A 23081-nucleotide genomic window follows, 5' to 3' on the forward strand; every position below is an offset into this window, starting at 1 on the left:
CCGAAATAGTATTCAATCAACATGGGCAACACGAGCGATCGAAATCAAAATCAAAATCAGGGTCATCGAGGAATTCCTTATGCCGGCCAAAGCTGGCTAATCGAAGAAAGAGATGCTTGCGGTGTGGGCTTCATTGCTAACCAAAGCGGCCAAGCTACTCACTCCTTAATTCAAAAAGCTTTACCAGCCTTAACTTGTCTGGAACATCGTGGCGGTTGTAGCGCTGACTCCGATTCCGGTGACGGTGCTGGTTTGATGACCGGAATTCCCTGGGAATTGTTGAATGCTTGGTTCGCAGAACAGGGAATAATCCCTCCCAGCCAGGAAAATTGCGGCGTGGGAATGCTGTTTTTGTCTCAAGATGAACGCCAAGCCAGAATCGCCCGACACGTAGTTGAGGAAAACCTGCAAGCGCGGGGGCTGACAGTGTTGGGATGGCGAAAAGTGCCTGTTGACCCGAAAGTTTTGGGTCCCCAAGCGCTAGAAAATCAACCTCAAATCGAACAAGTAATCGTTAGTTCACCCAGATTACAAGGCGACGAACTCGATCGCCAGTTATTTCTAACCCGTCGCGCCATCGGACACGCCCTGTCCAATCTCGCGGACTTCACTCGCCAAGACTTTTACTCTTGCTCTTTTTCCTGCCGCACGATCGTATATAAAGGTATGGTGCGATCGGCCGTATTGGGAGAATTTTACCTCGACCTGAAAAATCCCGCCTACAAAAGCGCCTTTGCAGTATATCATCGACGCTTCAGCACCAACACCATGCCCCGCTGGCACTTAGCTCAACCGATGCGCTTGCTGGGACACAACGGCGAAATCAACACCCTGTTGGGCAATATTACCTGGATGAAGGCGCGACAAGCCAATTTAGCTCACCCCAATTGGAGTGAAGCTGATATCGACACCTTCAACCCCATTGTCAATTCAGAAAGCAGCGATTCGGCAAACTTGGACAATGTGATGGAACTGCTGGTTCACTCCGGCCGTTCTCCCCTGGAATCCCTGACAATTCTGGTGCCGGAAGCATACAAAAATCAGCCGGATTTGGCTTCCTATCCCGAAATTGTCGATTTTTATGAGTATTACAGCGCTATTCAAGAACCTTGGGATGGTCCGGCCCTCCTGGTGTTTAGCGACGGGAAACAAGTAGGTGCTACTCTCGATCGCAACGGTTTACGGCCAGCCCGCTACTGCATTACTAAAGACGGTTTGGTAATTGTCGCCTCCGAAGCAGGTGTGGTCGATATTCCAGAAGCAGATATTGTCGAAAAAGGCCGTTTAGGGCCAGGACAAATGATCGCAGTCGATCTACAAAGTCAGGAAATTCTCAAAAATTGGGAACTCAAACAGCGGATAGCCAAGCGACATCCCTACGGTGAATGGTTGCAACAACACCGAGAAACCTTGGAACCACAACCTTTTGCCGAAAGCCCAAGCCTCGACACCCAAACGCTATTAGCCACTCAAACTGCTTTTGGCTACACCGCTGAAGATTTGGATATGGTGATTGTGGAGATGGCGAGTTCCGGGAAGGAACCCACTTTCTGCATGGGAGATGACATTCCCTTGGCTGTGTTGTCAGAAAAACCTCAGTTGCTGTACAACTATTTCAAACAACGGTTTGCTCAAGTCACGAATCCACCCATCGACCCCCTGCGCGAGGGGATGGTGATGTCTCTGACGATGAATCTGGGATTGCGGGGTAATTTACTCTCAGCAGCGCCGGAAAACGCGAAACGGCTGAAAATAGATTCTCCTGTGCTCAACGAAAATGAATTGTCTTGGTTGCAGGAGCAAAAGTCTTTCCCTGCTAAGGTGTTGTCAACTCTGTACCACATTGTGGCAGGCCCGGAAGGTTTGAAAAATGCCGTGGCTCAACTTTGTCAAGAAGCTGCTGAGTCGGTGCGTTCGGGAGCTAAAATTTTGATTCTGAGCGATCGAGTATCGAAGGAAGAAGGAGGTTTGAGTACAGAATTCACTTATATTCCGCCTTTGTTGGCCATTGGTGCGGTTCATCACCATTTGATCCAGGAAGGGCTGCGGATGAAAACTTCCCTGATAGCCGATACCGCTCAGTGCTGGAGCACTCACCATTTTGCTTGTTTGATCGGTTACGGTGCGGCTGCTGTTTGCCCCTATTTGGCCTTGGAAAGCGTTCGTGCTTGGTGGGCTGACAGCAAGACTCAAAACTTGATGAAACACGGCAAAGTAGCCGATATTACTGTCACGACGGCTCAAGCTCAATACCGCAAAGCGGTGGAAAACGGGCTGTTGAAGATTATGTCGAAAATGGGGATTTCCCTGCTGTCTAGCTATCAAGGAGGGCAAATCTTTGAGGCGATCGGCATTGGTGGCGATTTGCTAGATTTGGGTTTCAAAGGCACTGTGTCTCGCATCGGCGGTTTGACGGTGGCGGAATTAGCCCAGGAAGTGATGTCTTTCCACTCCCAAGCTTTCCCGGAATTGAATGCTAAGAAGCTGGAAAATTACGGCTTTGTTCAATACCGGCGCGGTGGCGAATATCACATGAATAGCCCGGAAATGGCCAAAGCTTTACACAAGGCTGTGACTAGCTTTAAGCTTCAAACTAATGGTAACGGCAAAAATGCCGAACCAGAAATGAGACCCATGGGTCTCAAAAATTCGGAAACTGCCTACGATCACTACGAGGTTTACAAGAAACAGCTTGAAACTCGTCCGGTGACTGCTTTGCGGGATTTGCTAGACTTCGCGAGCGATCGCCCCTCGATTCCCATTGAACAAGTAGAATCTGTAGCAGATATTGTCAAACGTTTCGCCACTGGTGGAATGTCCCTGGGTGCTTTGTCCCCGGAAGCGCACGAAACTCTCGCCATTGCCATGAACCGTATCGGTGGCAAATCCAACTCCGGTGAAGGTGGCGAAGACCCAGTTCGATACAATGTCCTCAAGGATGTCAACGAGGCTGGCTTGTCAGCAACTCTGCCTCACTTGAAAGGTTTGCAAAATGGAGATACCGCCTCAAGTGCCATCAAACAGGTAGCTTCTGGGCGTTTCGGCGTGACTCCAGAGTACCTGATGAGCGCTCAACAGATCGAAATCAAAGTGGCCCAAGGTGCGAAACCGGGTGAAGGTGGCCAATTGCCAGGGCCGAAAGTGAGCCAGTATATTGCCTTTTTGCGCCGCTCGAAACCTGGTGTCACCTTGATTTCCCCCCCTCCTCACCACGATATTTATTCGATCGAGGATTTGGCCCAGTTGATTTTTGACTTGCATCAAATCAATCCGAAAGCGGGAGTTTCCGTCAAGTTGGTGTCGGAAGTTGGCATCGGTACTGTCGCCGCTGGTGTTGCCAAAGCCAATGCTGATGTGATTCAAATTTCCGGCCACGATGGCGGCACTGGTGCTTCTCCACTTAGTTCGATTAAGCACGCAGGTTCTCCGTGGGAACTCGGATTGACAGAAGTTCACCGGGTGCTGATGGAAAACAAATTGCGCGATCGCGTTTTACTGCGCGTTGACGGTGGCTTCAAAACAGGCTGGGATGTGATTGTAGGCGCTTTGATGGGCGCCGAAGAGTATGGGTTTGGCACCGTGGCAATGATTGCTGAAGGCTGCATTATGGCCCGCGTTTGCCACATGAATACTTGTCCCGTCGGCGTTACTACCCAGAAGGAAGAGTTGCGGAAGCGTTTCCCTGGTACGCCGGAACACGTAGTCAATTTCTTCTACTTTGTGGCCCAAGAAGTACGCAGTTTGTTGGCAAAATTGGGCTATAAGTCGATCGCAGATATTATTGGCCGCGGTGATTTGCTGACAATGCGGGCTGGGGTGAAGTTGACCAAAACTCAAGAGATTAATTTGGATTGTTTGACCAAATTACCTGATACTAAGACCGATCGCTCTTTCTTGATCCACGGCGACGTACATACCAACGGGCCAGTGTTAGATGATGATTTGTTGGCGGATGCTGAAATTCAAAGCGCGATCGCCAATCAAACCAGTGTTACTAAGAGTGTAAAATTGGTGAATACCGATCGCACAGTCGGCGCAAGAATCAGTGGTGCGATCGCCAAGCAATACGGTAACACCGGTTTTACTGGACAAATCACCCTCAACTTTACTGGTACGGCTGGTCAAAGTTTCGGCGCCTTCAATTTACCGGGGATGACTTTGGTACTGGATGGCCAAGCCAATGACTACGTTGGTAAGGGAATGCACGGTGGTGAAATTGTCATCAAACCGCCGATGGATGCGACTTATGATGCTTCCGAAAATGCGATCGTCGGTAACACTTGCTTGTACGGCGCAACAGGGGGAACTCTGTTGGCTGCGGGTAAAGCTGGCGAAAGGTTTGCAGTGCGTAACTCCATGGCGAAAGCTGTCATTGAAGGTGCTGGAGATCACTGCTGCGAATACATGACTGGCGGTGTGATTGTCGTATTAGGAAAAGTCGGCCGCAACGTCGGCGCTGGAATGACTGGCGGTTTGGGTTATTTCCTTGATGAAAATGGGACCTTCCCAGCTCATGTCAACGGGGAGATTGTCAAAATGCAGCGGGTTTGTACGGCTGCTGGTGAGTTGCAATTGAAAGAGTTGATTGAGGCTCAACGCGATCGGACTAACAGCAAAAAAGCCGCTAAGATTTTGGCAAATTGGGCCGAATATTTGCCCAAATTCTGGCAAGTTGTGCCACCGAGTGAAGCGAAATCGCCAGAGGCTTCGGAACCAAAAATTGCTGTGGAAGCCTAATTTTGCAGCTAGTTAATTAGACAGTCATGATGAAGAGAGGACTTGATATAATATCAAATCCTCTCTTCATCGTCCTGTATTACACTCTCTCTTCTCTTCCTTCGCGTACTTCGCGCCTTCGCGGTTAAATCATTCCGATCCAACCGGAAACGATATAAGTTGCGATCGATACTGTAAGGCGAAGACTTTTTCACGGGGGATGGAATTCCACATCTCTCCCCGTAGGCGATGGTTTCTTCCCGGCTCATTTTCCATTCCCGCGCCGGTGCTAAGATTTTAATCTTGGGATTTAGTGCGCTGATCGACACATCGAACCGTACTCGATCGTTTCCTTTACCTGTACAACCATGGGCGATCGCATCGGCACCATATTTTTCCGCAGCTTCCACTAACAGTTTAGCAATCAACGGGCGAGCCAGAGCAGTCGAAAGTGGATAGCGATCAGAAACCGGGTTTTTTACGAAATACTTCGTTTGAGGACGCAGATTCGGGGAAAAACCCGGTTTCTTCGATCGGAGCGGGTAAGCCCTATATAATTGTAAGTACGATCGTCCGAGGATTTACTATGACAACATCAACAGAAATTCGCGAAGCAATCGACAAAGCAAAGCCTTATTACTCTCCATTGGAGTATTTTGAATTAGAAGAGGCTGCACAGTATAAAAGTGAATATCATAGAGGTCAAATATTACCAATGGCGCTTGATTGTGCCAATCACAACCTAATAGTAGGCAATTTGATTGCTGCTTTGAACTTCGCTTTGAAAAAACAGAGAGATTATCATTTATTTGCTTTAGGTTTGCGTTTGTGGATACCGCAGAAGCAAGTTTGTACTTATCCTGACGTGATGTTGGTGGCGGGGAACTTGGAGTTTGCTGAGGGCAGGAAAGATACGATTACTAATGCGGTGATGGTGGCTGAGGTTTTATCGAAATCGACGGAGGATTATGACAGGGGCGGCAAGTTTAAACTTTTTCGTTCTATTCCTAGTTTTCGAGAGTATGTTTTGATCGATCAATACGAGATGCACGTCGAACAGTTTTGCAAGACAGATGATAATAAGTGGGTTTTGTCGGAGTATGATGGTGCTGATGCGGTGTTGAGATTGAGTTGCGTGGAGTTTGAGATGCGGTTGGGTGATATTTACGATCGCGTGGATTTCGAGTCGGAGTCTGATTAGCAGCCATAAACAACATGATTAAGTAAGATGGAATTAAGCGAGTAAATTAAATTGTAAAATTCGAGGAAAACGTAATGATTGCCAGCAAAAATCATCCTGAAATTTCAGTTAAAGACTATTTAGAAGGTGAACTGGTAAGTCCGATCAAGCATGAATACAGGAACGGACAAATCTATGCAATGGCAGGGGCTAGTAATCCCCATGTTTTGATTTGTCTAAATTTGGCAACTTTGCTGAGAAATCATCTGCGCGGGACTGGTTGCCTGGTTTTTATGAGCGATACAAAGGTAAGATTGCAGACAATTAATACTTTTTATTATCCCGATTTAGCTGTATCTTGCGATGAACGAGATACTACTTCTGTTGCGGATTTTATCTGCTATCCTTCGCTAATTGTAGAAGTCCTATCTCCAACAACTGAGGCGTTTGACAGAGGAGATAAATTTGCGGATTATCGATCGCTCTCAACAATGCAAGAATATGTATTAATCGGTCAACAACGGATGAATGTAGATTGTTACCGTCGCGATGTGGAAGGACGTTGGGTTTTTTCTTCCTGCGGTGAGGGAGAATGTCTGGAGTTGGCTAGTATCAATTTTCAATGTCCAATCTCTGCTTTGTATGAGGATGTTCCTGGACTGAGTTAAGGGAAGAGAAAGTGCGATCGCCCTCTGTCAGAGAATACTGAAGAAGGGCGATCGTAATTATTTCGCGTGTTAGCCGAAGGGCGATCGATTGCTAAAACCCAAACGCTTTAGCAATCAATGGTAGTATATTATTCCACTCTTCTGCCAGTTTTGCTGCGGCTGGTAAACCAACTATAATTCCTTTGAGCATTGTAGTTGCTTTCTTAGCAAGCTTCTTCATTTCTCCTTCATTAGGATTTTTACCAGCTTCCGCTATAATTTTGATTTGCTGTGAAGCTTCCTTCTTGTCATCATCACTCAAGTTTAGATCGGCTTTAATTGCTGCTTGGAGTTGCGTCAGTAATTCTTTGATTCCTGGTTTATCAGGTTCAGAGGATGAAGGTAACTCGTTGATAGCGAATGAGACATTTCCTCCAACATGACTTGATGAATCGCCTTCAATCTTACCTGTCGTGACAGAACCTCCAACACTTCCGCCGATTTGAATTTTACTTTGTTTATCTTCCATTGTTCCCTCCTAATTTAGTTTATCCTTGAATAACACTGTTATTTTTAGTCGTTTCGCGAGACATCTCTTCCAACGTAACTTGATGAACTGCCTCCAATATTACCTGCTGTGACGGAACCTCCAACACTTCCTTCTATTCGGATCGATCTATCTTCTGCATGGATTACATAAGTACCTTCTGAATTACTTTCCATGAATTTGTATAAGACTGAAACTACATTTTCTAAGCCTGACATATCGCTAGTAATAAATACTGGGGACGGAGAACCTGAATTAAGGTATAATTTAAGACCATACTTCTTTGGTTGTGAAGTGTTTGCATAAAATCCCCATATTGCTAATAAAACCAGTATTATTCCCAATATTCTCCAACTCGAATCAGGAATATTGGCGCAAAAAAGTCCAATTACAAACAATCCTAAAATAAATTGTATTGGCAAGAGATTTTCGTTTTTAACAGGGGCTAACCCAAAACCTGTGACGTTGCGAAATTGATAGACATCTGAGCCAAATCTAACTGTTCGGTTAGTAATTTCTATCGTGGTATTCCTGATCGGTTTGTCAGTCTCTTGTGGCAATATGTTATTGGCAGCCATAATTACTCCTTTTCAAGAAACAGCGAAGCTACCAATTAGTAAGCATCTATCTTATACCTGCTTCAATAAGGTTCTTAAGACTGCTGATGAATGCTATTGATATTGACATCCCTGTGTAGTTAGAAGTATAATAGCGACTTAATAGCAGCTTCAACAGTGAGAAAAAGTAATAAAAAAGTAATAAAAAAGTAAGATTTTTTCCCTGTTGCGGTACAATCTATACTCAGCCTACCTTAACGCTCCGCTAGTAAGGGACTTTAACACATGACCGTTGACGAAGCCATCGCGATCGCAGAAACAGCCCTCAACTACGATCGCCTGAACAAAGTTCAAGAAATAGTGTTTCGTCAATCTTGGGAAGGGCGGTCTTATATAGAAATTGCTAAAAACGCAGGCTATGAATATGATTATATCAAAGATGCTGGTGCTAAACTATGGAAACTACTTTCAAAAGCACTAGAAGAAAAAGTAAAAAAAGATAATCTTAAATCAGTTTTAAAGCGATATCTACGGCGAAGTCAAGTGAATCTACAGCGAAATCTGACCATCGAAGTTAACCTCAGCGGTGCAAATCTCAGCGGCGCAAACCTTAGCGGTGCTAGATTATTCGCAAATTTAAATGAAGCTGATTATGGTCAAGCAGATTTAGATAAAATAATAAATGCTGACAGTGAAACTGAATTATCCGACTCTGAAAGTGAAATTGACTGGAACGGTTTTTGCTTTCACTGCGACGCACAAGTAAAAATTGCCGAAATGCTCGATCGCACTTCCACTCTCTTCATCCCCAACTCCCAACTCCGACTCGCAACACCGGAAGGTAGACAGAATCTACAAGCTGACTTTCTGATATTCCACCAAAACAAGTTAGGACTGCTAAAAATTGACAGCGAATCATTCGATCGCACCGACACAGAAGCGGAAACGGGCGATCGACCTTTCGTAGATTCTAATATTTGTCTTGTCAAACACTACGATACTACCCGATGCAGCGAGCAACCGGATCTAGTCGTGCAAGAGTTTTTGGAAATTTTGAGTCAGCAGCAGGCATGAAAAAAGGTTTACAGTCTTTGGTGTTAAGCAACTGCAAAACCAGTATTAACGCGCATTTCTGGAGGATAAAAAGCCAGCACTATATCCTGCGGTAAAACTCCAGCTTCTAGCAATTCTTGAGTCACTCCCTCCTCAATACCATCCCATTCAATCCAAATCTTCCCTTCGCGAATCCGAAGGTGCAAAACAATATTGTGAATTCTGCCTGTTTGATTCCATCCTGCACCCATCAATAAATAGTTATCATTTTGTCGATCGCAAATTGTCAGACTTTCAATTTCTGGCTGACTGGATTTATACTGTCCGTGAGTACCTACAATTTTTTGAACTATTTGCCGATAATTTTCTAACTTATCCATTCTACTATCTCCTGCGAAATTGAATTAAAAACAATTAACTTAATTTCTTGGTCTTGAACGATGATCTGAATAGAAGCACGACTGAAAAACGTTTGATAAATTTGTTGGGGTACTGCTAAATATAATTCTTTTTCGGGGTGCAACCGCCTCAAAAAGCCTCGGTATATATTGTATTGTCCCACAGCTTTTTCTAGTTCTGAAACTAATGAAGGACTCGTAAAGCTTTTGATTTCTACAACAATTTTTCGGTGATTCCTTTCCGCAGCGAATAGCTTCTCTGCTGCTAAATCCGCATAAAGACGCAGGTCTTGAAATTCAATTGTCAGTGGGTCGTCTGTAATTTCCCAGCCTTCTTTAGCTAAAGCATTTGTAACACAATCGTGATAGATGTCTTCTCGCGGCATGAAAGTAATTGAAATTTTCCCATTATTATAGCATGGTTAATTCAGCACAATATCTTCTTTGGTATCTGCCTTTAACTGTTCTAAGTCTATTGTTTCTCCCCTTTGGGCTTGTTCGATGCCCGATCGCAACTGAGTCATAAACTCGCGATCGGAGAGAATTTCTATCGTTTCTAACAGAGATTCAAATTGTTTAAAACTCAGCGCCACGATCGCCGGTTTCCCATCCTTAGTAACGATCGCTGGCTCTGCTACTAAGTCATCCTGCCAGTTTGGTAGTTGTTGTTGCGCTTCTGTAATTTTCAGGTATTTTGGCATATTTGCAATTCTTTTTTTTGTTAGGAAGCTTCACTATTTCTATTATACCGCACTCACCCTGTTTTTCAGCTCGCAACTCCTTCAATTCTCTATTTCCGCATCGTTTCCTGCAAACACTACATCCTCATAGATAGTATCCATGCTCGTGCGAAAATCAACGCTAGTTAAGTGAATTTCGCTTCCTTGCGTGTAAGAATACAAAACCCACAGCCCCTCTGCATTGCGGCGAAAACACTCCACTCGCTGCCGCTTTTGACTGATTAATACGTACTCTTGAAGCGTTTCTAATTCTTGGTAATCGGCAAACTTATCACCGCGATCGAATCCTTCTGTTCCATCAGACAAAACCTCGACAATTAAACAAGGATGTCTTTTAAAAGATTGAAATGCTTTGTCCCGTTCATCGCACGTTACCATCACGTCGGGATAGTAGTAAATATTCCTAGACTCAATCCTAGCTTTCATGTCTGACATATAAACACGACAGCCATTACCCCGAACATGATTTCTTAACAACGTGACTAAGTTGACACTGATAGTCACATGAGCATCACTTGCACCTGCCATTGCGTAGGTTTCGCCCTGAATATACTCATGTTTAACCGGGCTGAGTTCTTCTAATTTCAGATACTCTTCCGGCGATATGTAATTTCGGCTTTTATTTGCAATCATTCGCTTTCTATGGAGTTTTTGATGATTGTAGATTCCGACCACTTTTATTATACCACGCTCACCCTGTTTTCAAGCTTAGCAATCTGTTGAGCAAACCACATAGCTGCACTGCCATTTGTTTCTGCATTCAAACGTTCTAAAGTTTGATTCAATAAAGAAATTGGCAGCCCTGAAAGTGCGGTAGAAGTTTCGCATTCCTGATACTTGCCGTTTGACTGCAACTGAAAGGCAAAAACTCGCAAACCTTTAACGTCAATTACCCAATATTCAGGAATCCCCAAATCGGCATAGAGATATTTTTTTTCGTCTAAGTCTATTGTTAAAGTTGTGTCAGAAATTTCGCCTACTAAATTTGGGACTCGCCACTGTTCTAGATTAATATAACGCCGTTCTCCTGTTTGCCAAGTTGGGTATTCGCTACCTATGTAAAGCATTAAATCTGGCGAAGCAGCTTGCTTTTTCGGTTTTTCCAGCAAGCAGCCGCCCAGAGAACTGTATATCAGTGCTGGTGCTTGACTAAACCAGATATAAAATAACATTGTGAACAAGTTATTGATGCTGGCGTGATTGATTCCTTCTTTTCCCATATCAATGACTAAGAGCCGATCGCAATTAAAGAACAATCCGATGTTATCATTTTCGCGATCGTCGCGAACAGCCAGGTAGTCTTCCCAAGTCGCGGTTGTCCATTGGGATGAAGTTGCTGTAATATTCGTTTCGATAACTGTCGCAATTGAGGCTGTCATGGCAGTTGCTAGGATTTTTAAATTATTTTATTTATACTTTAGCAAATAAGGTGGGCAATGCCCACCTTAGTCTTAGTCTCGCGTTGCACGGACTTTATATCCAATCCGGTTGCATCGGAATTGTATGGGCGGGGCGGGTTTATCAGATTTGTCGATGCCGATCAAACATCTCGGCGAACCCGCCCCTACGGAACTTAATATGATACAGCCAGAAACCGGGTTTCTTTCTATCTCTGGTTAAGAAAGCCAAGATTCTTGATAGAAACCCGGTTTCTTTGCCTCCATGACTGTTAACACATTCTAACCGCGATTCTTGTCGGACCAAATACGAGTTGGCAATCCCCAAACATAGACAAATCCTTCCGCGGCCTTGTGGTCAAATTCGTCTTCAGCACCGTAGGTTGCTAAGTCGAAACTGTACAAGGAATTTTCCGATTTGCGGCCGACAATTGTGGCGTTTCCTTTGAACATTTTAATCCGCACAGTTCCTGTTACTCGCTTTTGCGTGTCCAGAATAAAGGCGTCTAAAGCTGTTTTTAAAGGATTGTACCACAGGCCGTTATAAATCATTTGGCTGTAGGTTTCTTCGATGCCACGCTTGTATCGCGTCACATCTGCTGTCAGCGTCAAACTTTCTAAGTCTCGGTGGGCGTGCATCAATACTAAAATCGCTGGAGTTTCGTAAATTTCCCGCGATTTAATCCCCACTACCCGGTTTTCAATCATGTCAATCCGGCCGACTCCGTGGTTTCCAACTATTTCGTTGAGTTGCGAAATTAAGGCAACTGGTGATACAGCTTCGCCGTTGAGAGTGACAGGATTACCTTTGTCAAAACCGATTTCAATGTATTCGGGTTTGTCGGGAGTTTGCTCGATCGCTTTTGTCATCAAATAAACTTCCTCTGGGGGTTCCGCCCAAGGATCTTCCAGAATGCCGGCTTCAATTGCCATTCCTAGTAAGTTGCGATCGATACTGTAAGGCGAAGACTTTTTCACGGGGGATGGAATTCCACATCTCTCCCCATAGGCGATGGTTTCTTCCCGGCTCATTTTCCATTCCCGCGCCGGTGCTAAGATTTTAATCTTGGGATTTAGTGCGCCGATCGACACATCGAACCGTACTTGATCGTTTCCTTTACCTGTGCAACCATGGGCGATCGCATCGGCACCATATTTTTCAGCAGCTTCCACTAACAGTTTAGCAATCAACGGGCGAGCCAGAGCAGTCGAAAGTGGATAGCGATTTTCGTAAAGTGCGTTGGCTTGAATTGCTGGAAACGCATAATCTTTGACAAATTCCTCAGTAGCATCAATCACTAAGGATTCCGAAGCACCGGATGCTAACGCTTTTTTGCGGATCGGTTCTAATTCATCTCCCTGTCCCAAATCCGCAGCCAGAGTAATTACTTCTTCTACACCCCACTCATTTTTGAGGTAAGGAATGCAGACGGAGGTATCGACTCCGCCGGAATATGCTAGCACAACTTTTTTAGCGCGACTCATCGGTATGTAGATCCTGTATTTAACTCACATCTTGCACCATTTTGAATCAGCCTTCCGGGGTTCGCCAGAGGTCCACTTCCCAAAAAAAATCTATTCTTGTGGAACAGCATCTTGCCTGTTCTGGAAAATGGTGCAAGATATCAGATTTAACCAACTTTGTATTATCCACCTAATTGAGATCGATTCTTGTCAGGAATGGTACAGATTTAGATATTCTTTTTTGAGCTAGTTGGCTGTTTATCAGTATAATTGCTGCGAAAAATCTGCTACCGTGGGAGACGGTAGCTGTGGCAGTGGAGAAAAGCCGTGTTTTTTAGTGTCGTGATTCCGACGTACAATCGTAAACCAATTTTGGCGAAATGTCTACGAGCTCTGGAAAACCAGCAGTTTGGTAACACGATCGCAGAGTATGAAGTCATTGTAGTAGACGACGGCTCTACAGATGGTACGCTGGAATGGTTAGCCGCTCATGGGGATGAGTTGTCTCATGTGCGATCGATCGTACAGTCTCACCAAGGCCCAGCCGCTGCGAGGAATCTGGGGGTGGAAGATGCCAAGGGCGATACGATTATTTTTATTGATAGCGATTTAGTTGTGACGGAGCATTTTTTGCAAGCTCACGCAGAAGCTTTGTTACAAGGATACAAGGAGAGCGATCGGGTTTTTACTTACGGCAGCGTGATCAATACTTGCAATTTTGAAAATCCTACCTCGGAACCCTACAAAATCACAGATTTTTCCGCGGCTTATTTTGCAACGGGAAATGTGGCAATCGCCCGTCACTGGTTGATGGATGCTGGATTATTCGATACTCGCTTTCAACTTTATGGATGGGAAGATTTAGAGTTGGGAGTCAGGTTAAAAAAATTAGGTTTAAAATTGATTAAATGTCCCGCCGCAGTCGGTTATCATTGGCATCCGCCCTTTAGTTTAGACCAAATCCCAGGTATGATCGATCGAGAAATTCAGCGGGGAAGAATGGGAGTTTTGTTTTATCAAAAACACCCTAGTTGGGAAGTGCGGCTGATGATTCAAATGACTTGGTTGCACAAAATACTGTGGGGAGTTTTATCTCTGGGTGGGCTGCTGAATGAGCGGAGGATGTCGCCTTTGTTACAGTGGTTAATCGATCGAGGTGATTCCCAGTTGGCTTTGGAAATAGCTCGGATTTTTCTGAATTGGTATAATGTGAAAGCGGTATATGCTGCTTACGATGAACTGGAGGCGAGTACCAGTATAAAATAGTGAAGTAATCGCTCTAATTCAATGTCAGATTATCTTATGTTAGATGCCCACAGCACTTAATCTGCTACGGGTATCTGCCTAGGGTGCATTTTAGCCGTTGTTCGCTTAAGAAATGCTTTATCCCAGTAAATATACTGATATAAAGTAGTTCAAAATCCTCAAACCATCAGAATTCGACAAGTCACAGTAAAAATTGTAGGGGAAAGTAATTTTGAGGAAGCTCGATCGACTGTAATGACTTACTGAAAAATGCAAAGATTTTTGATACAATTAATCAGTACATATGGGTGTCCTCTATTTGCCATCTGCCCCATACTCCCAGTGACTCCAACCATAGGTAATACCAATTTCATAAAGTAGCGCTAGATATTACCCCCCCAACCCCCCCTTACTAAGGGGGGGCTAAGACTTCATCAATAGCACATATGAAAGAAAAATGGTATAAGTCGAAGTTGTCAGTAACTCAAGTCTAAAGACACGCTAGCTTGCCAGAAAAGCAGTTATGGCTGGTGCACTATGGAGTTTAAGAGTTTTAAATTTACCTCTGTTTATGCAAACAAAACAAGATGCAAAGTTGATGCCAAGTTGTAGATTTAACTTGCCCTGATTCAATCCAATTATACAAATATTTGACCTACCATCAAAAATAATTACTACCCCAAAGCTTGTGCAATATTAAACAATTTACCTAGCCTCAAGAAATCCTATTTAAAAGGGGTTATTTAATGAATAGAATCGACCGCAAAAAAAAATCTATAAAAAAAATTACTACAGTAAACAATTCCTTGACACCCAACATTTTACTGGTAGATGACAGTCCAGAAATATTGCATCTTTTTTCAACACTATTGTCTAAGCTGGGGTACAAAGTCCGACCAACCAGAGATGCTAATTTGGCTCTAAAATTTGCGCTGAGAAATCCGCCCGACTTGATATTGCTGGACATTATGATGCCGGACATGGATGGCTATGAAGTCTGCGAAAAACTCAAAGCTTGCGAACAAACAAAAGATATACCTGTGATTTTTATCAGCGCTTTAAATGAAGTATTTGATAAAGTTAAAGCCTTTTCTCTGGGGGCTGTAGACTATATTACCAAACCGTTTCAGCTAGAAGAAGTGGTAGCTCGCATCGAAAATCAACTGAATCTTCGTCGTCTTTCTCAACAAGTATTAGTCCAAAATGCCAGACTTCAAGCAGAAATTGAAGAACACAAACGCACCGAAGCCGAACTGCGAGAAAGCCAGCGGTGGTTGTCTGCAATAATTCAAACTAATCCTAATTTGTTGTACGTTTACGATTTAATAGAAGACCGAAATCTTTATCTCAACCGTGAAGTTTCTACCGAGCTAGGTTATACCTTGGAAGAAATACAGCAGATGCCAGGAGCGTTGATTTCTCAATTAATCCACCCTGATGATACCGCTGCATGGTCAGCACACATAGACAAACTTGAGCAAGCAAAAGACGGAGAAAGCTTTGAATTTGAGTATCGACTCCAACACAAAAATGGTGAATATTGGTGGTTTTTCAGTCGAGATACCGTATTTGCTAGAACTGAAGATGGCAAACCTTGTAAAATTTTGGGAACTGCAACTGAAATTAGCAGTCGCAAACAAGCAGAACTGGAACGTAAAACAGCATTGACTGCTTTAGAAAGGCTGATTAAGCAAAGATTTTTGCTAGAAACCATTACTCTAGAAATTCGCTATAACTTAAACCCCGATCAAGTCTTTCAGACAGCCGCCGCCCAAATCGGTAGAGTTTTTAACGCTGATTGCTGTTTAATTCACACTTACATAGTAGACCCTCCTTGTATTCCTTGTGTTGCTCAGTATCAAAAATTAGGAGTAGAATCCGTAGCCTTGATGGATGTAGAAATTCCCATTGATGACAATCCTCATGCTGAATTTGTATTATCTCAAGATAAAGCTGTAGTGTCTGAGGATGTTTTTACGGAACCACTGCTAGAATCTACCAGGCATTTAGTCGAACAAATAAATTTAAAATCTATGATGGCAATTCGTACCTCCTATCAAGGAAAAGCGAATGGGCTCATGGCATTACATCAGTACGATGGTCCTCGAAGTTGGACGCAAGATGAAGTCAGATTATTTGAGTCCGTGGCTGCACAAATGGGAATTGCCATCGCTCAATCCAATCTTTTGCAACAAGATAAACAGCAACGAATTCAACTTCAAAAAAGTGAAGCTAGTCTAGCAGCAGCCCAAAAACTTGCAAGGCTAGGTAGTTGGAAATTTGATCCCTTAGCCCAGAAATATAGTTGGTCTGAAGAAGTATTCCGCATTTTTGGTTTCGATCCAGCTCAACCTGAACCCCCCTATGCCCAAATCGACCAGATGTATCATCCCGATGACAAAGAGTGTTTTATGGAAACTGTAAACCGGGCTATTTCCGACAGAAAACCCTACAAACACGAGTTACGAATTTTGCATGATGATGGTCAAGTTCGATATATAGAAGTGAGGGGAGAAGGTGTTTTTAATGAAACGGGGGAATCGATTGAACTCTTAGGTACGGTCATGGATATTACTGAACGTAAACAAGCAGAATTAGCTCTTAAAATTAGTGAAGAACGTTTTTATTTAGCCTTTGAAGCTAGTGCCATGGGATTGTTTGATTGGAATATTGCAACCGGAGAAGTATATTTTAATCAGCAGTGGAAGACTATGTTGGGCTATGAAGTAGACGATATTAAAAATACTCTTAAATCCTGGGAGGAACTGATACATCCAGAGGATTTTCCATTGACTCAAGAGGCGTTGGCATCTCACATTTCTGGGAACAGTCCACTTTACGAAGTAGAATTTAGGATGCTGGCCAAATCCGGTGAATGGAAGTGGATTTTGGCTCAAGCTAAGGTAATGGAACGGGATTATGCGGGCAATCCGCTGCGGATGACTGGTACTCATATCGATATTAGCGATCGCAAACAAGGAGAAGTGGCTTTGCGAAGCAGCGAACAACGAGAACGGGAAAAAGCCCAACAGTTAGAACAAACTTTAGAAAAATTAAAACGCACTCAATCTCAACTCATTCAAGCCGAAAAAATGTCAGGTATCGGGCAAATGGTGGCGGGAGTAGCCCACGAAATTAATAACCCAATTAGCTTTATTTATGGTAATATTAATCCAGCTTCAAGATATGCTGGAGATTTGCTAAGCTTAATAAAATTATATGAGAAATATTATCCTGAACCCGCTCTAGAAATTGCCGATAAGTTAGAAGAAATAGATGCGGAATTTATTGCGGAGGACTTTCCTAAAATCTTGGGTTCTATGCAGGAAGGTGCTAACAGAATTAAGGAGATTGTCTTGTCTTTGCGAAATTTTTCGAGACTGGATGAAAGAGACCGCAAATTAGTAGATATTCATGAAGGGATTGAGAGCACTTTAGTAATTTTGCAGCACCGATTGAAGGAACAGCCCAAACGTGGAGAAATTGCAATTATTAAAAAGTACGGAAAACTGCCCCAAATTCAGTGCTATCCAGCTCAACTCAATCAGGTTTTTATGAATATAATTTCAAATGCGATCGATGCTTTGACAGACTTAGCAACTAATAGCAACGATGACATATCTATGGAGATTCGCATTACTACGGAAGTCAGTGGCGAAAATCAAGTATGCGTGCGTATTGCTGACAATGGACCCGGAATTAGTGAGGAAATTCAGTCCAGAATATTTGACCCATTTTTTACTACTAAACCTGTGGGTAGTGGTACTGGTTTGGGATTGTCGATTAGTTACCAAATTGTCAAAGACAGACACTGCGGTGAATTGAGATGTTATTCTGAACTTGGTAAGGGTACGGAATTTGCGATCGCAGTCCCAATTTTTTGAACCAAGGAAGAAACCAGAGGGAAGAATTGGTTGAGCAATCCTTCCCTCTGCTTCTGAGTACCTGGATGCTTTGTCAAGGTTTCATTACTTCTGGGCCTTGAAATATTTAATCGAAATAGGTTTTTATGTGATATAATTAAAAGTTACTTTTTTCGCCGTGAGATGTTGCACTCTTTCTGCGACGAGCCAACATAGTAGTTTTTCTCTAGGAAACTCTGTCAACTTAAGTCTGTAGCATCTACAACATTTTAACTGAATTATGACTGACTCAATTCGCTTTCTGATGTGCGCTCCCGACCACTACGATGTGGACTACGTGATTAATCCGTGGATGGAGGGCAATGTCCACAAATCATCGCGCGATCGCGCCGTCGAACAGTGGGAAAAACTGTACCACGTCCTCAAAGAAAATGCCATTGTAGACCTCGTACCGCCTCAAAAAGGCTGGCCGGACATGGTTTTCACCGCCAACGCGGGTTTACTTTTAGGTAATACCTTTGTGCTGAGTCGTTTCTATCACAAAGAACGTCAAGGCGAAGAACCCTATTTCAAAGCATGGTTTGAGGAGAAAGGTTTCACGGTTCACGAACTACCGAAAGACTTGCCGTTTGAGGGTGCTGGTGATGCTTTGCTCGATCGCGAAGGCCGCTGGTTGTGGGCCGGATACGGCTTCCGTTCGGAACTCGATTCTCACCCATTGCTCGCCAAATGGCTGAATATCGAAGTGCTTTCTCTGCGTTTAGTAGACGAACGTTTCTATCACTTAGATACCTGTTTTTGTCCCCTCACAGGTGGCTATTTACTCTACTACCCAGCAGCATTTGATTCCTACTCAAACCGCTTAATTGAAATGCGGGTAGCGCCGGAAAAACGGATTGCCATTGAAGAAGCGGATGCCGCAAATTTTGCGTGTAATGCTGTCAATATTGACAAAATTGTGGTAATGAATAAGGTCAGCGAAGGCTTGAAAACACGCATCACTAAAGCTGGGTTTAAAGTAATTGAAACCCCGATGAGTGAATTTCTGAAAGCTGGCGGTGCTTGTAAGTGTTTGACGTTGCGGGTAACGGAGCCGATTCAAGAAGATCGATCGGCAAACGTGATGGTAGAAAGCCGCACAATTCGCATGGAAGGTCATTTGCTGGATGCTGGTTTAATTAGTCGTGCTTTGGACTTAATTGTCGATCTTGGTGGCAGTTTCCAAGTGCTGAATTTCAATCTGGGAGAGCAGCGTCAAAGCACATCCAGTGCTGACGTTAAAGTTTCGGCTCCTTCCCATGATGTGATGGAAGAAATGATGGGAATGCTGATCGACTTGGGTGCAGTGCCTCCACCCCAAGAGATTTGCGATGCTATTTTAGAACCTGTAGTGCAAGATGGCGTTGGACCGGACGACTTTTATGTTAGTACGATTTATCCGACGGAAGTGCGGGTAAATAACCAGTGGGTGAAAGCGCAAAATCAGCGGATGGATGGGGCAGTCGCAATTACTGAAACTGCTGATGGCCCAGTCGCTACCTGCAAATTATTGCGGGATTTAAAAGTAGGAGAAAAGGTGGTTGTGGATGTGGTTGGCATTCGCACTATTCGCAAAACAGAATCGCGGGAACAGCGGAATTCTCAGGAATTTAGCTTTATGTCGGGGAGTGTTTCTAGCGAACGCCGCGTCGAATTGGTGGTGGAACAAGTAGCGTGGGAATTGCGCCAAATTCGCGATCGCGGTGGTAAAGTTGTTGTTACCGCCGGGCCTGTGGTCATCCATACTGGTGGTGGCGAACATTTAGCGCATTTGATTCGGGAAGGTTACGTGCAAGCGTTGTTGGGTGGCAATGCGATCGCGGTGCATGACATGGAACAATCGAACATGGGAACCTCTTTGGGGGTTGACATGAAACGGGGTGTTGCTGTGCGCGGTGGACACCGACACCACTTGAAAATAATTAACACTGTGCGGCGTTATGGCAGTATTGCTAAAGCTGTTGAAGCAGGGCTGATTACTAATGGTGTAATGTACGAGTGTGTCAAGAACAATATACCGTTTTCCTTAGCTGGTTCGATTCGCGATGATGGTCCACTTCCTGACACGCAAATGGATTTAATTAAGGCTCAAGAACATTATACTGAACTGTTACGCGGTGCAGATATGGTGTTAATGTTGTCCTCTATGTTGCACTCGATTGGTGTGGGAAATATGACTCCGGCTGGTGTGAAGATGGTCTGTGTGGACATTAATCCGGCGGTGGTGACTAAATTGAGCGATCGGGGTTCGATCGAATCTACTGGTGTGGTTACTGATGTGGGATTGTTCCTGAGTTTGTTGGTGAATCAATTGGATAAATTGACTAGCCGTCATCATTTAACTCAATCTGTTTAGATTTAGCTAGTAGGGTGTGTTTTGAAACCCGGAGATCCCCCCTAGCGGGCGGGCACGGGGGCACCGCCCCTACAAGGGGGGACTGGAAGCACTCAAAGTCCCCCTTTTTAAGGGGGATTTAGGGGGATCGAGACTAGGCTACAACCCTAATTTAGAGTGCGAAATCCCGATAAATCTTGAGGGCAAAATCCATGGTACAGGAATTAATTGACCTGAAAACTTGCATTTTGGAAGGCAGGAATGAAGATGCTCTAGCAATTGTCGATGAATTAGAGGGCATGAGCAAACAAGCAACTCTGCGGAATATAGGGTCTTGTTTGCTGATTCTACTCATCCACCTAATTAAAAACCAAGTTGAGCAGCTTTTAACAAATTCTTGGGCTGCTTCTATTGCTAATTCAATCCGAGGTATTAAAAAGCTCAATCTCAAGGATAATAAAACATCCTACTACATCAATGATTCGGAGTGGGAGCCTTTTCTAGAAGATGAACTGGAAGCGGCAATTCGTGAGGCTAGTAGGGAAGTGTTGGAAGGCAAATTAAACCGCGCTCAACTGAATTTAAGAGTGGACAGAGAGCAAATTATGGCGATCGCCACTGGGCTACTATTGTTGACTTACAATTATTCAAGGAAGGAATTAGAAGATGCGATCGATGAATATTTGTCGCAGTTGCCTGGGGGTGAAGATTGGAATTTAGAGATTAAATTACAATAAAAAGCCTCAGACTCCCTAGTCTGAGGACTGGATTTCCTGAAAATCGTCACTTAATAACATTGTGGCGAACGAACAGGAGATAATACAAGGGGGTGCAACCCATCACTGCATTTTTTGGATAAGGCAGAAGGCTGTTTCGAGTTTTGAGTGGTGGGTTTTTAATTCCCAACTTTAGGATCTTTCCCCGATCGCAATATAAGGAGCACCGTGAGTCCCCGTATATATTTGAGTAGGGCGGTAAATGCGGTTTGCCTCTAACTGTTCCTTCCAGTGAGCTAGCCAGCCAGCAACGCGGGCGATCGCAAAAACTGGTGTAAACAAGTCTGTAGGAATTCCCATTTTCCGATAAACCAAACCAGAATAGAAATCTACATTGGCATAAATTCCTTTCTGACCCAGTTTTTCTTCCACCACTTCTTCCAACTTGACAGCAATGTCGTAATAATCATCGCTACCGAAGTTCTCAAATAACTGTTCTGCTAACCCTTGGAGAATAGTTGCTCTGGGATCTTTCACCTTGTAAACCCGGTGGCCGAAACCCATGATTTTTTCCTTGTTTTCAACGCAGTTTTCGACAAAAGGTCGCACGTTTTCTACGGAACCAATTTTCTCCAACATCTCAATCACTTCTTCATTCGCCCCCCCATGCAATGGCCCGGCTAAAGTCCCAACTGCTGAAGCAATTACCCCATAAGGGTCTGTCAGCGTCGAAGCTGTTACCATTGCCGAAAATGTAGAAGCATTGATGGTATGTTCCGCGTGGAGAGTCAGACAAGCATCAAAAATATTAGCCAACAGCGGATCGGGTTCTCGCTCGTTGAGCATATAAAGAAAGTTAGCCGAGTAGTTCAAGTCGTCCCTCGGTAGCAGAGGGTCATTACCCCGTCGCATTTGTTGGAATGCTGCCACCATTGTCGGAATTTTGGCTAGCAGTCGCACTACAGCTTCTCGAATGTATGCTGGGTTGGCTAGAGCTCGGCGCGAGTAAAACAAACCCAAGGCCGCTGCTGAAGCTTGCAGAGCATCCATGGGATGTCCTCTTTCGGGGAAGCATTTCATCATGTCCCGGATGCGATATTTGATCCGGCGATGATACCGAATTTCATGCTCGAAGGCTTCTAGTTCTTCCTTTGTCGGAAGTACGCCCCAGATTAATAAATATGCAGTTTCCACAAAGGAACTTTTGAGTGCTAGTTCCTCGATGCTAATACCACGATATTCTAGTACCCCTTTTTGTCCATCTACAAAGCTAATGCTGGATAAGGTAGCAGGAACACCTTCTAAACCTGGCTTGAATTCGCCGACGACCATTGCGATACCGTGTTGTGTGAGTGGAATCTAATCTATTCAAAGTACATTAGCAGAAAGCAAGATAGTGTCGCCGCGTTAACAAACAATAATCAATTAATGTGGCTATTGGCTTTCTACCCCAGCAAAAACTTGGGCGACAGTAAACAGAACATTTGGCTGCGGCCGACTGGGGAGCCTGTTTCGGGGAGGATTAAGCCGATCGCACCTGCTTTCTTGAGGATGATGGCATCTTGGGTTCTGCCCCAGAGCAAAGTTTCTGCCCAGTTGCCTAAGTCTGGTTGGTGCCCCACTAGAGCTAAGCTACGGCTTCCTGTTTCCTGCCACTGTTGGTACCATTCTAGCCAGTTGTGGATGTCTCCTGATGGGGCTAGGACTGCTGATTCGGCGATTTGGGAACTCAAACCTGCTGTTTGCAGGATTTGGGCGGTTTGGGTGGCACGTAACAGGGGACTGGTGAGAATTAGGTCAAACTGAATTTCGATTTGATACAGGCGCTGGGCGACTTTTCGGGTTTTGGTCGCGCCCTCTTTAGTCAGTGGGCGTTCTTCGTCTGTCGCGTAGGCTTCGGGTTCGGCTGCGATGCCGTGACGGATCAGGTATAGATGCACTGTGGCTGTCCTGTTTATTGCTGTTCGATCGCACTTTATTCGATATTTCGGGCGATCGAATTTCCGCGCTATTATACAGCTACTTTGAAATCCGCGATGTTATCTAGTTTACTTAGGGTTGACACTCCCCGGCCTTGAAGGCGCGGGGATTCTTGGATCAATCAGTCGATTTGCTCGTTGATGCTGCCATCAAAGAGTAGAGATCGGTCTGTCCCCAAGCGTTGATTTCGGTGTGCCCCACCGT

The 23081-nt window shown here is 44.3% G+C and carries 18 protein-coding genes and 1 pseudogene; 8 read left to right on the forward strand and 11 right to left on the reverse strand.

Going from position 1 to position 23081, the window contains the following annotated elements; translation table 11 throughout:
- Nucleotides 1-21 precede the first annotated feature (21 nt).
- Entirely contained in the window at nucleotides 22-4737 is a 4716-nt protein-coding gene (locus AAFP14_RS16815) for a glutamate synthase-related protein (protein ID WP_341733391.1), read from the forward strand.
- Between the two features lie 152 nt (nucleotides 4738-4889).
- Here the strand turns inward: AAFP14_RS16815 and AAFP14_RS16820 are convergent.
- Nucleotides 4890-5180: pseudogene (locus tag AAFP14_RS16820) on the reverse strand (argininosuccinate synthase domain-containing protein); the annotation flags it as partial.
- 122 nt (nucleotides 5181-5302) lie between these two features.
- Here AAFP14_RS16820 and AAFP14_RS16825 point away from each other — a divergent pair.
- Nucleotides 5303-5917 (forward strand): Uma2 family endonuclease, encoded by a 615-nt coding sequence (locus tag AAFP14_RS16825; RefSeq protein ID WP_341733392.1) that lies wholly within the window; start codon nucleotides 5303-5305, stop codon nucleotides 5915-5917.
- Between the two features lie 74 nt (nucleotides 5918-5991).
- Entirely contained in the window at nucleotides 5992-6564 is a 573-nt protein-coding gene (locus tag AAFP14_RS16830) for a Uma2 family endonuclease (RefSeq protein WP_341733393.1), read from the forward strand.
- A gap of 91 nt (nucleotides 6565-6655) precedes the next feature.
- Here the strand turns inward: AAFP14_RS16830 and AAFP14_RS16835 are convergent, their stop codons facing one another.
- Both AAFP14_RS16835 and AAFP14_RS16840 read right to left on the reverse strand, forming a co-directional pair.
- Nucleotides 6656-7072, reverse strand: coding sequence for a hypothetical protein (locus AAFP14_RS16835; protein ID WP_341733394.1), 417 nt, complete (start codon nucleotides 7070-7072; stop codon nucleotides 6656-6658).
- 44 nt (nucleotides 7073-7116) lie between these two features.
- Nucleotides 7117-7668 (reverse strand): DUF6232 family protein, encoded by a 552-nt coding sequence (locus tag AAFP14_RS16840; protein WP_341733395.1) that lies wholly within the window; start codon nucleotides 7666-7668, stop codon nucleotides 7117-7119.
- Between the two features lie 264 nt (nucleotides 7669-7932).
- On the opposite strand from AAFP14_RS16840, the gene AAFP14_RS16845 reads away from it, so the two are divergent.
- Nucleotides 7933-8721 carry a pentapeptide repeat-containing protein gene (locus tag AAFP14_RS16845; protein WP_341733396.1) on the forward strand — a complete coding sequence of 263 codons (789 nt, stop codon included), beginning with the start codon at nucleotides 7933-7935 and terminating at the stop codon, nucleotides 8719-8721.
- 23 nt (nucleotides 8722-8744) lie between these two features.
- On the opposite strand, the gene AAFP14_RS16850 is transcribed toward AAFP14_RS16845, so the two are convergent.
- The 6 genes from AAFP14_RS16850 to AAFP14_RS16875 all read right to left on the reverse strand — a co-directional run bounded on the left by AAFP14_RS16850 (nucleotide 8745) and on the right by AAFP14_RS16875 (nucleotide 12720).
- On the reverse strand, nucleotides 8745-9080 hold the full coding sequence (locus AAFP14_RS16850; RefSeq protein ID WP_341733397.1) for a XisI protein: 336 nt from the start codon (nucleotides 9078-9080) through the stop codon (nucleotides 8745-8747).
- Nucleotides 9068-9484: a XisH family protein gene (locus tag AAFP14_RS16855; RefSeq protein ID WP_341733398.1), complete on the reverse strand. Its 417-nt coding sequence runs from the start codon at nucleotides 9482-9484 to the stop codon at nucleotides 9068-9070. Before AAFP14_RS16855 ends, AAFP14_RS16850 begins: the two co-directional genes overlap by 13 nt.
- A 36-nt stretch (nucleotides 9485-9520) precedes the next feature.
- The gene (locus tag AAFP14_RS16860; protein ID WP_341733399.1) at nucleotides 9521-9799 is read right to left on the reverse strand and encodes a type II toxin-antitoxin system Phd/YefM family antitoxin; all 279 of its coding nucleotides are present in this window, start codon (nucleotides 9797-9799) and stop codon (nucleotides 9521-9523) included.
- A gap of 81 nt (nucleotides 9800-9880) precedes the next feature.
- Nucleotides 9881-10471, reverse strand: a complete 591-nt coding sequence (locus AAFP14_RS16865; protein ID WP_341733400.1) for a Uma2 family endonuclease — start codon at nucleotides 10469-10471, stop codon at nucleotides 9881-9883.
- A gap of 47 nt (nucleotides 10472-10518) precedes the next feature.
- On the reverse strand, nucleotides 10519-11217 hold the full coding sequence (locus AAFP14_RS16870) for a Uma2 family endonuclease (protein ID WP_341733401.1): 699 nt from the start codon (nucleotides 11215-11217) through the stop codon (nucleotides 10519-10521).
- A gap of 300 nt (nucleotides 11218-11517) precedes the next feature.
- Nucleotides 11518-12720 carry an argininosuccinate synthase gene (locus AAFP14_RS16875; protein WP_341733402.1) on the reverse strand — a complete coding sequence of 401 codons (1203 nt, stop codon included), beginning with the start codon at nucleotides 12718-12720 and terminating at the stop codon, nucleotides 11518-11520.
- Between the two features lie 306 nt (nucleotides 12721-13026).
- Between AAFP14_RS16875 and AAFP14_RS16880 the strand changes: the two genes are divergently transcribed.
- The 4 genes from AAFP14_RS16880 to AAFP14_RS16895 all read left to right on the forward strand — a co-directional run bounded on the left by AAFP14_RS16880 (nucleotide 13027) and on the right by AAFP14_RS16895 (nucleotide 20918).
- On the forward strand, nucleotides 13027-13965 hold the full coding sequence (locus tag AAFP14_RS16880) for a glycosyltransferase family 2 protein (RefSeq protein ID WP_341733403.1): 939 nt from the start codon (nucleotides 13027-13029) through the stop codon (nucleotides 13963-13965).
- A 725-nt stretch (nucleotides 13966-14690) separates the two neighbouring features.
- Entirely contained in the window at nucleotides 14691-17828 is a 3138-nt protein-coding gene (locus AAFP14_RS16885) for a PAS domain-containing protein (protein WP_341733404.1), read from the forward strand.
- Nucleotides 17829-18087: 259 nt separating this feature from the next.
- On the forward strand, nucleotides 18088-20202 hold the full coding sequence (argZ, locus tag AAFP14_RS16890; protein WP_341733405.1) for a bifunctional arginine dihydrolase/ornithine cyclodeaminase: 2115 nt from the start codon (nucleotides 18088-18090) through the stop codon (nucleotides 20200-20202).
- A gap of 191 nt (nucleotides 20203-20393) precedes the next feature.
- Entirely contained in the window at nucleotides 20394-20918 is a 525-nt protein-coding gene (locus tag AAFP14_RS16895; protein ID WP_341733406.1) for a DUF29 family protein, read from the forward strand.
- Between the two features lie 171 nt (nucleotides 20919-21089).
- On the opposite strand, the gene AAFP14_RS16900 is transcribed toward AAFP14_RS16895, so the two are convergent.
- Together AAFP14_RS16900 and sixA are read right to left on the reverse strand one after the other, a co-directional pair.
- Nucleotides 21090-22229, reverse strand: a complete 1140-nt coding sequence (locus tag AAFP14_RS16900) for a citrate synthase (RefSeq protein ID WP_341733407.1) — start codon at nucleotides 22227-22229, stop codon at nucleotides 21090-21092.
- Nucleotides 22230-22342: 113 nt separating this feature from the next.
- Complete coding sequence (gene sixA / locus AAFP14_RS16905; protein WP_341733408.1) at nucleotides 22343-22837, reverse strand: phosphohistidine phosphatase SixA; 495 nt, start codon at nucleotides 22835-22837, stop codon at nucleotides 22343-22345.
- Nucleotides 22838-23081: the final 244 nt, after the last annotated feature.

The sequence above is a fragment of the Microcoleus sp. EPA2 genome, from assembly GCA_020882975.1.
Classification (GTDB): Bacteria; Cyanobacteriota; Cyanobacteriia; order Cyanobacteriales; family Microcoleaceae; genus Microcoleus.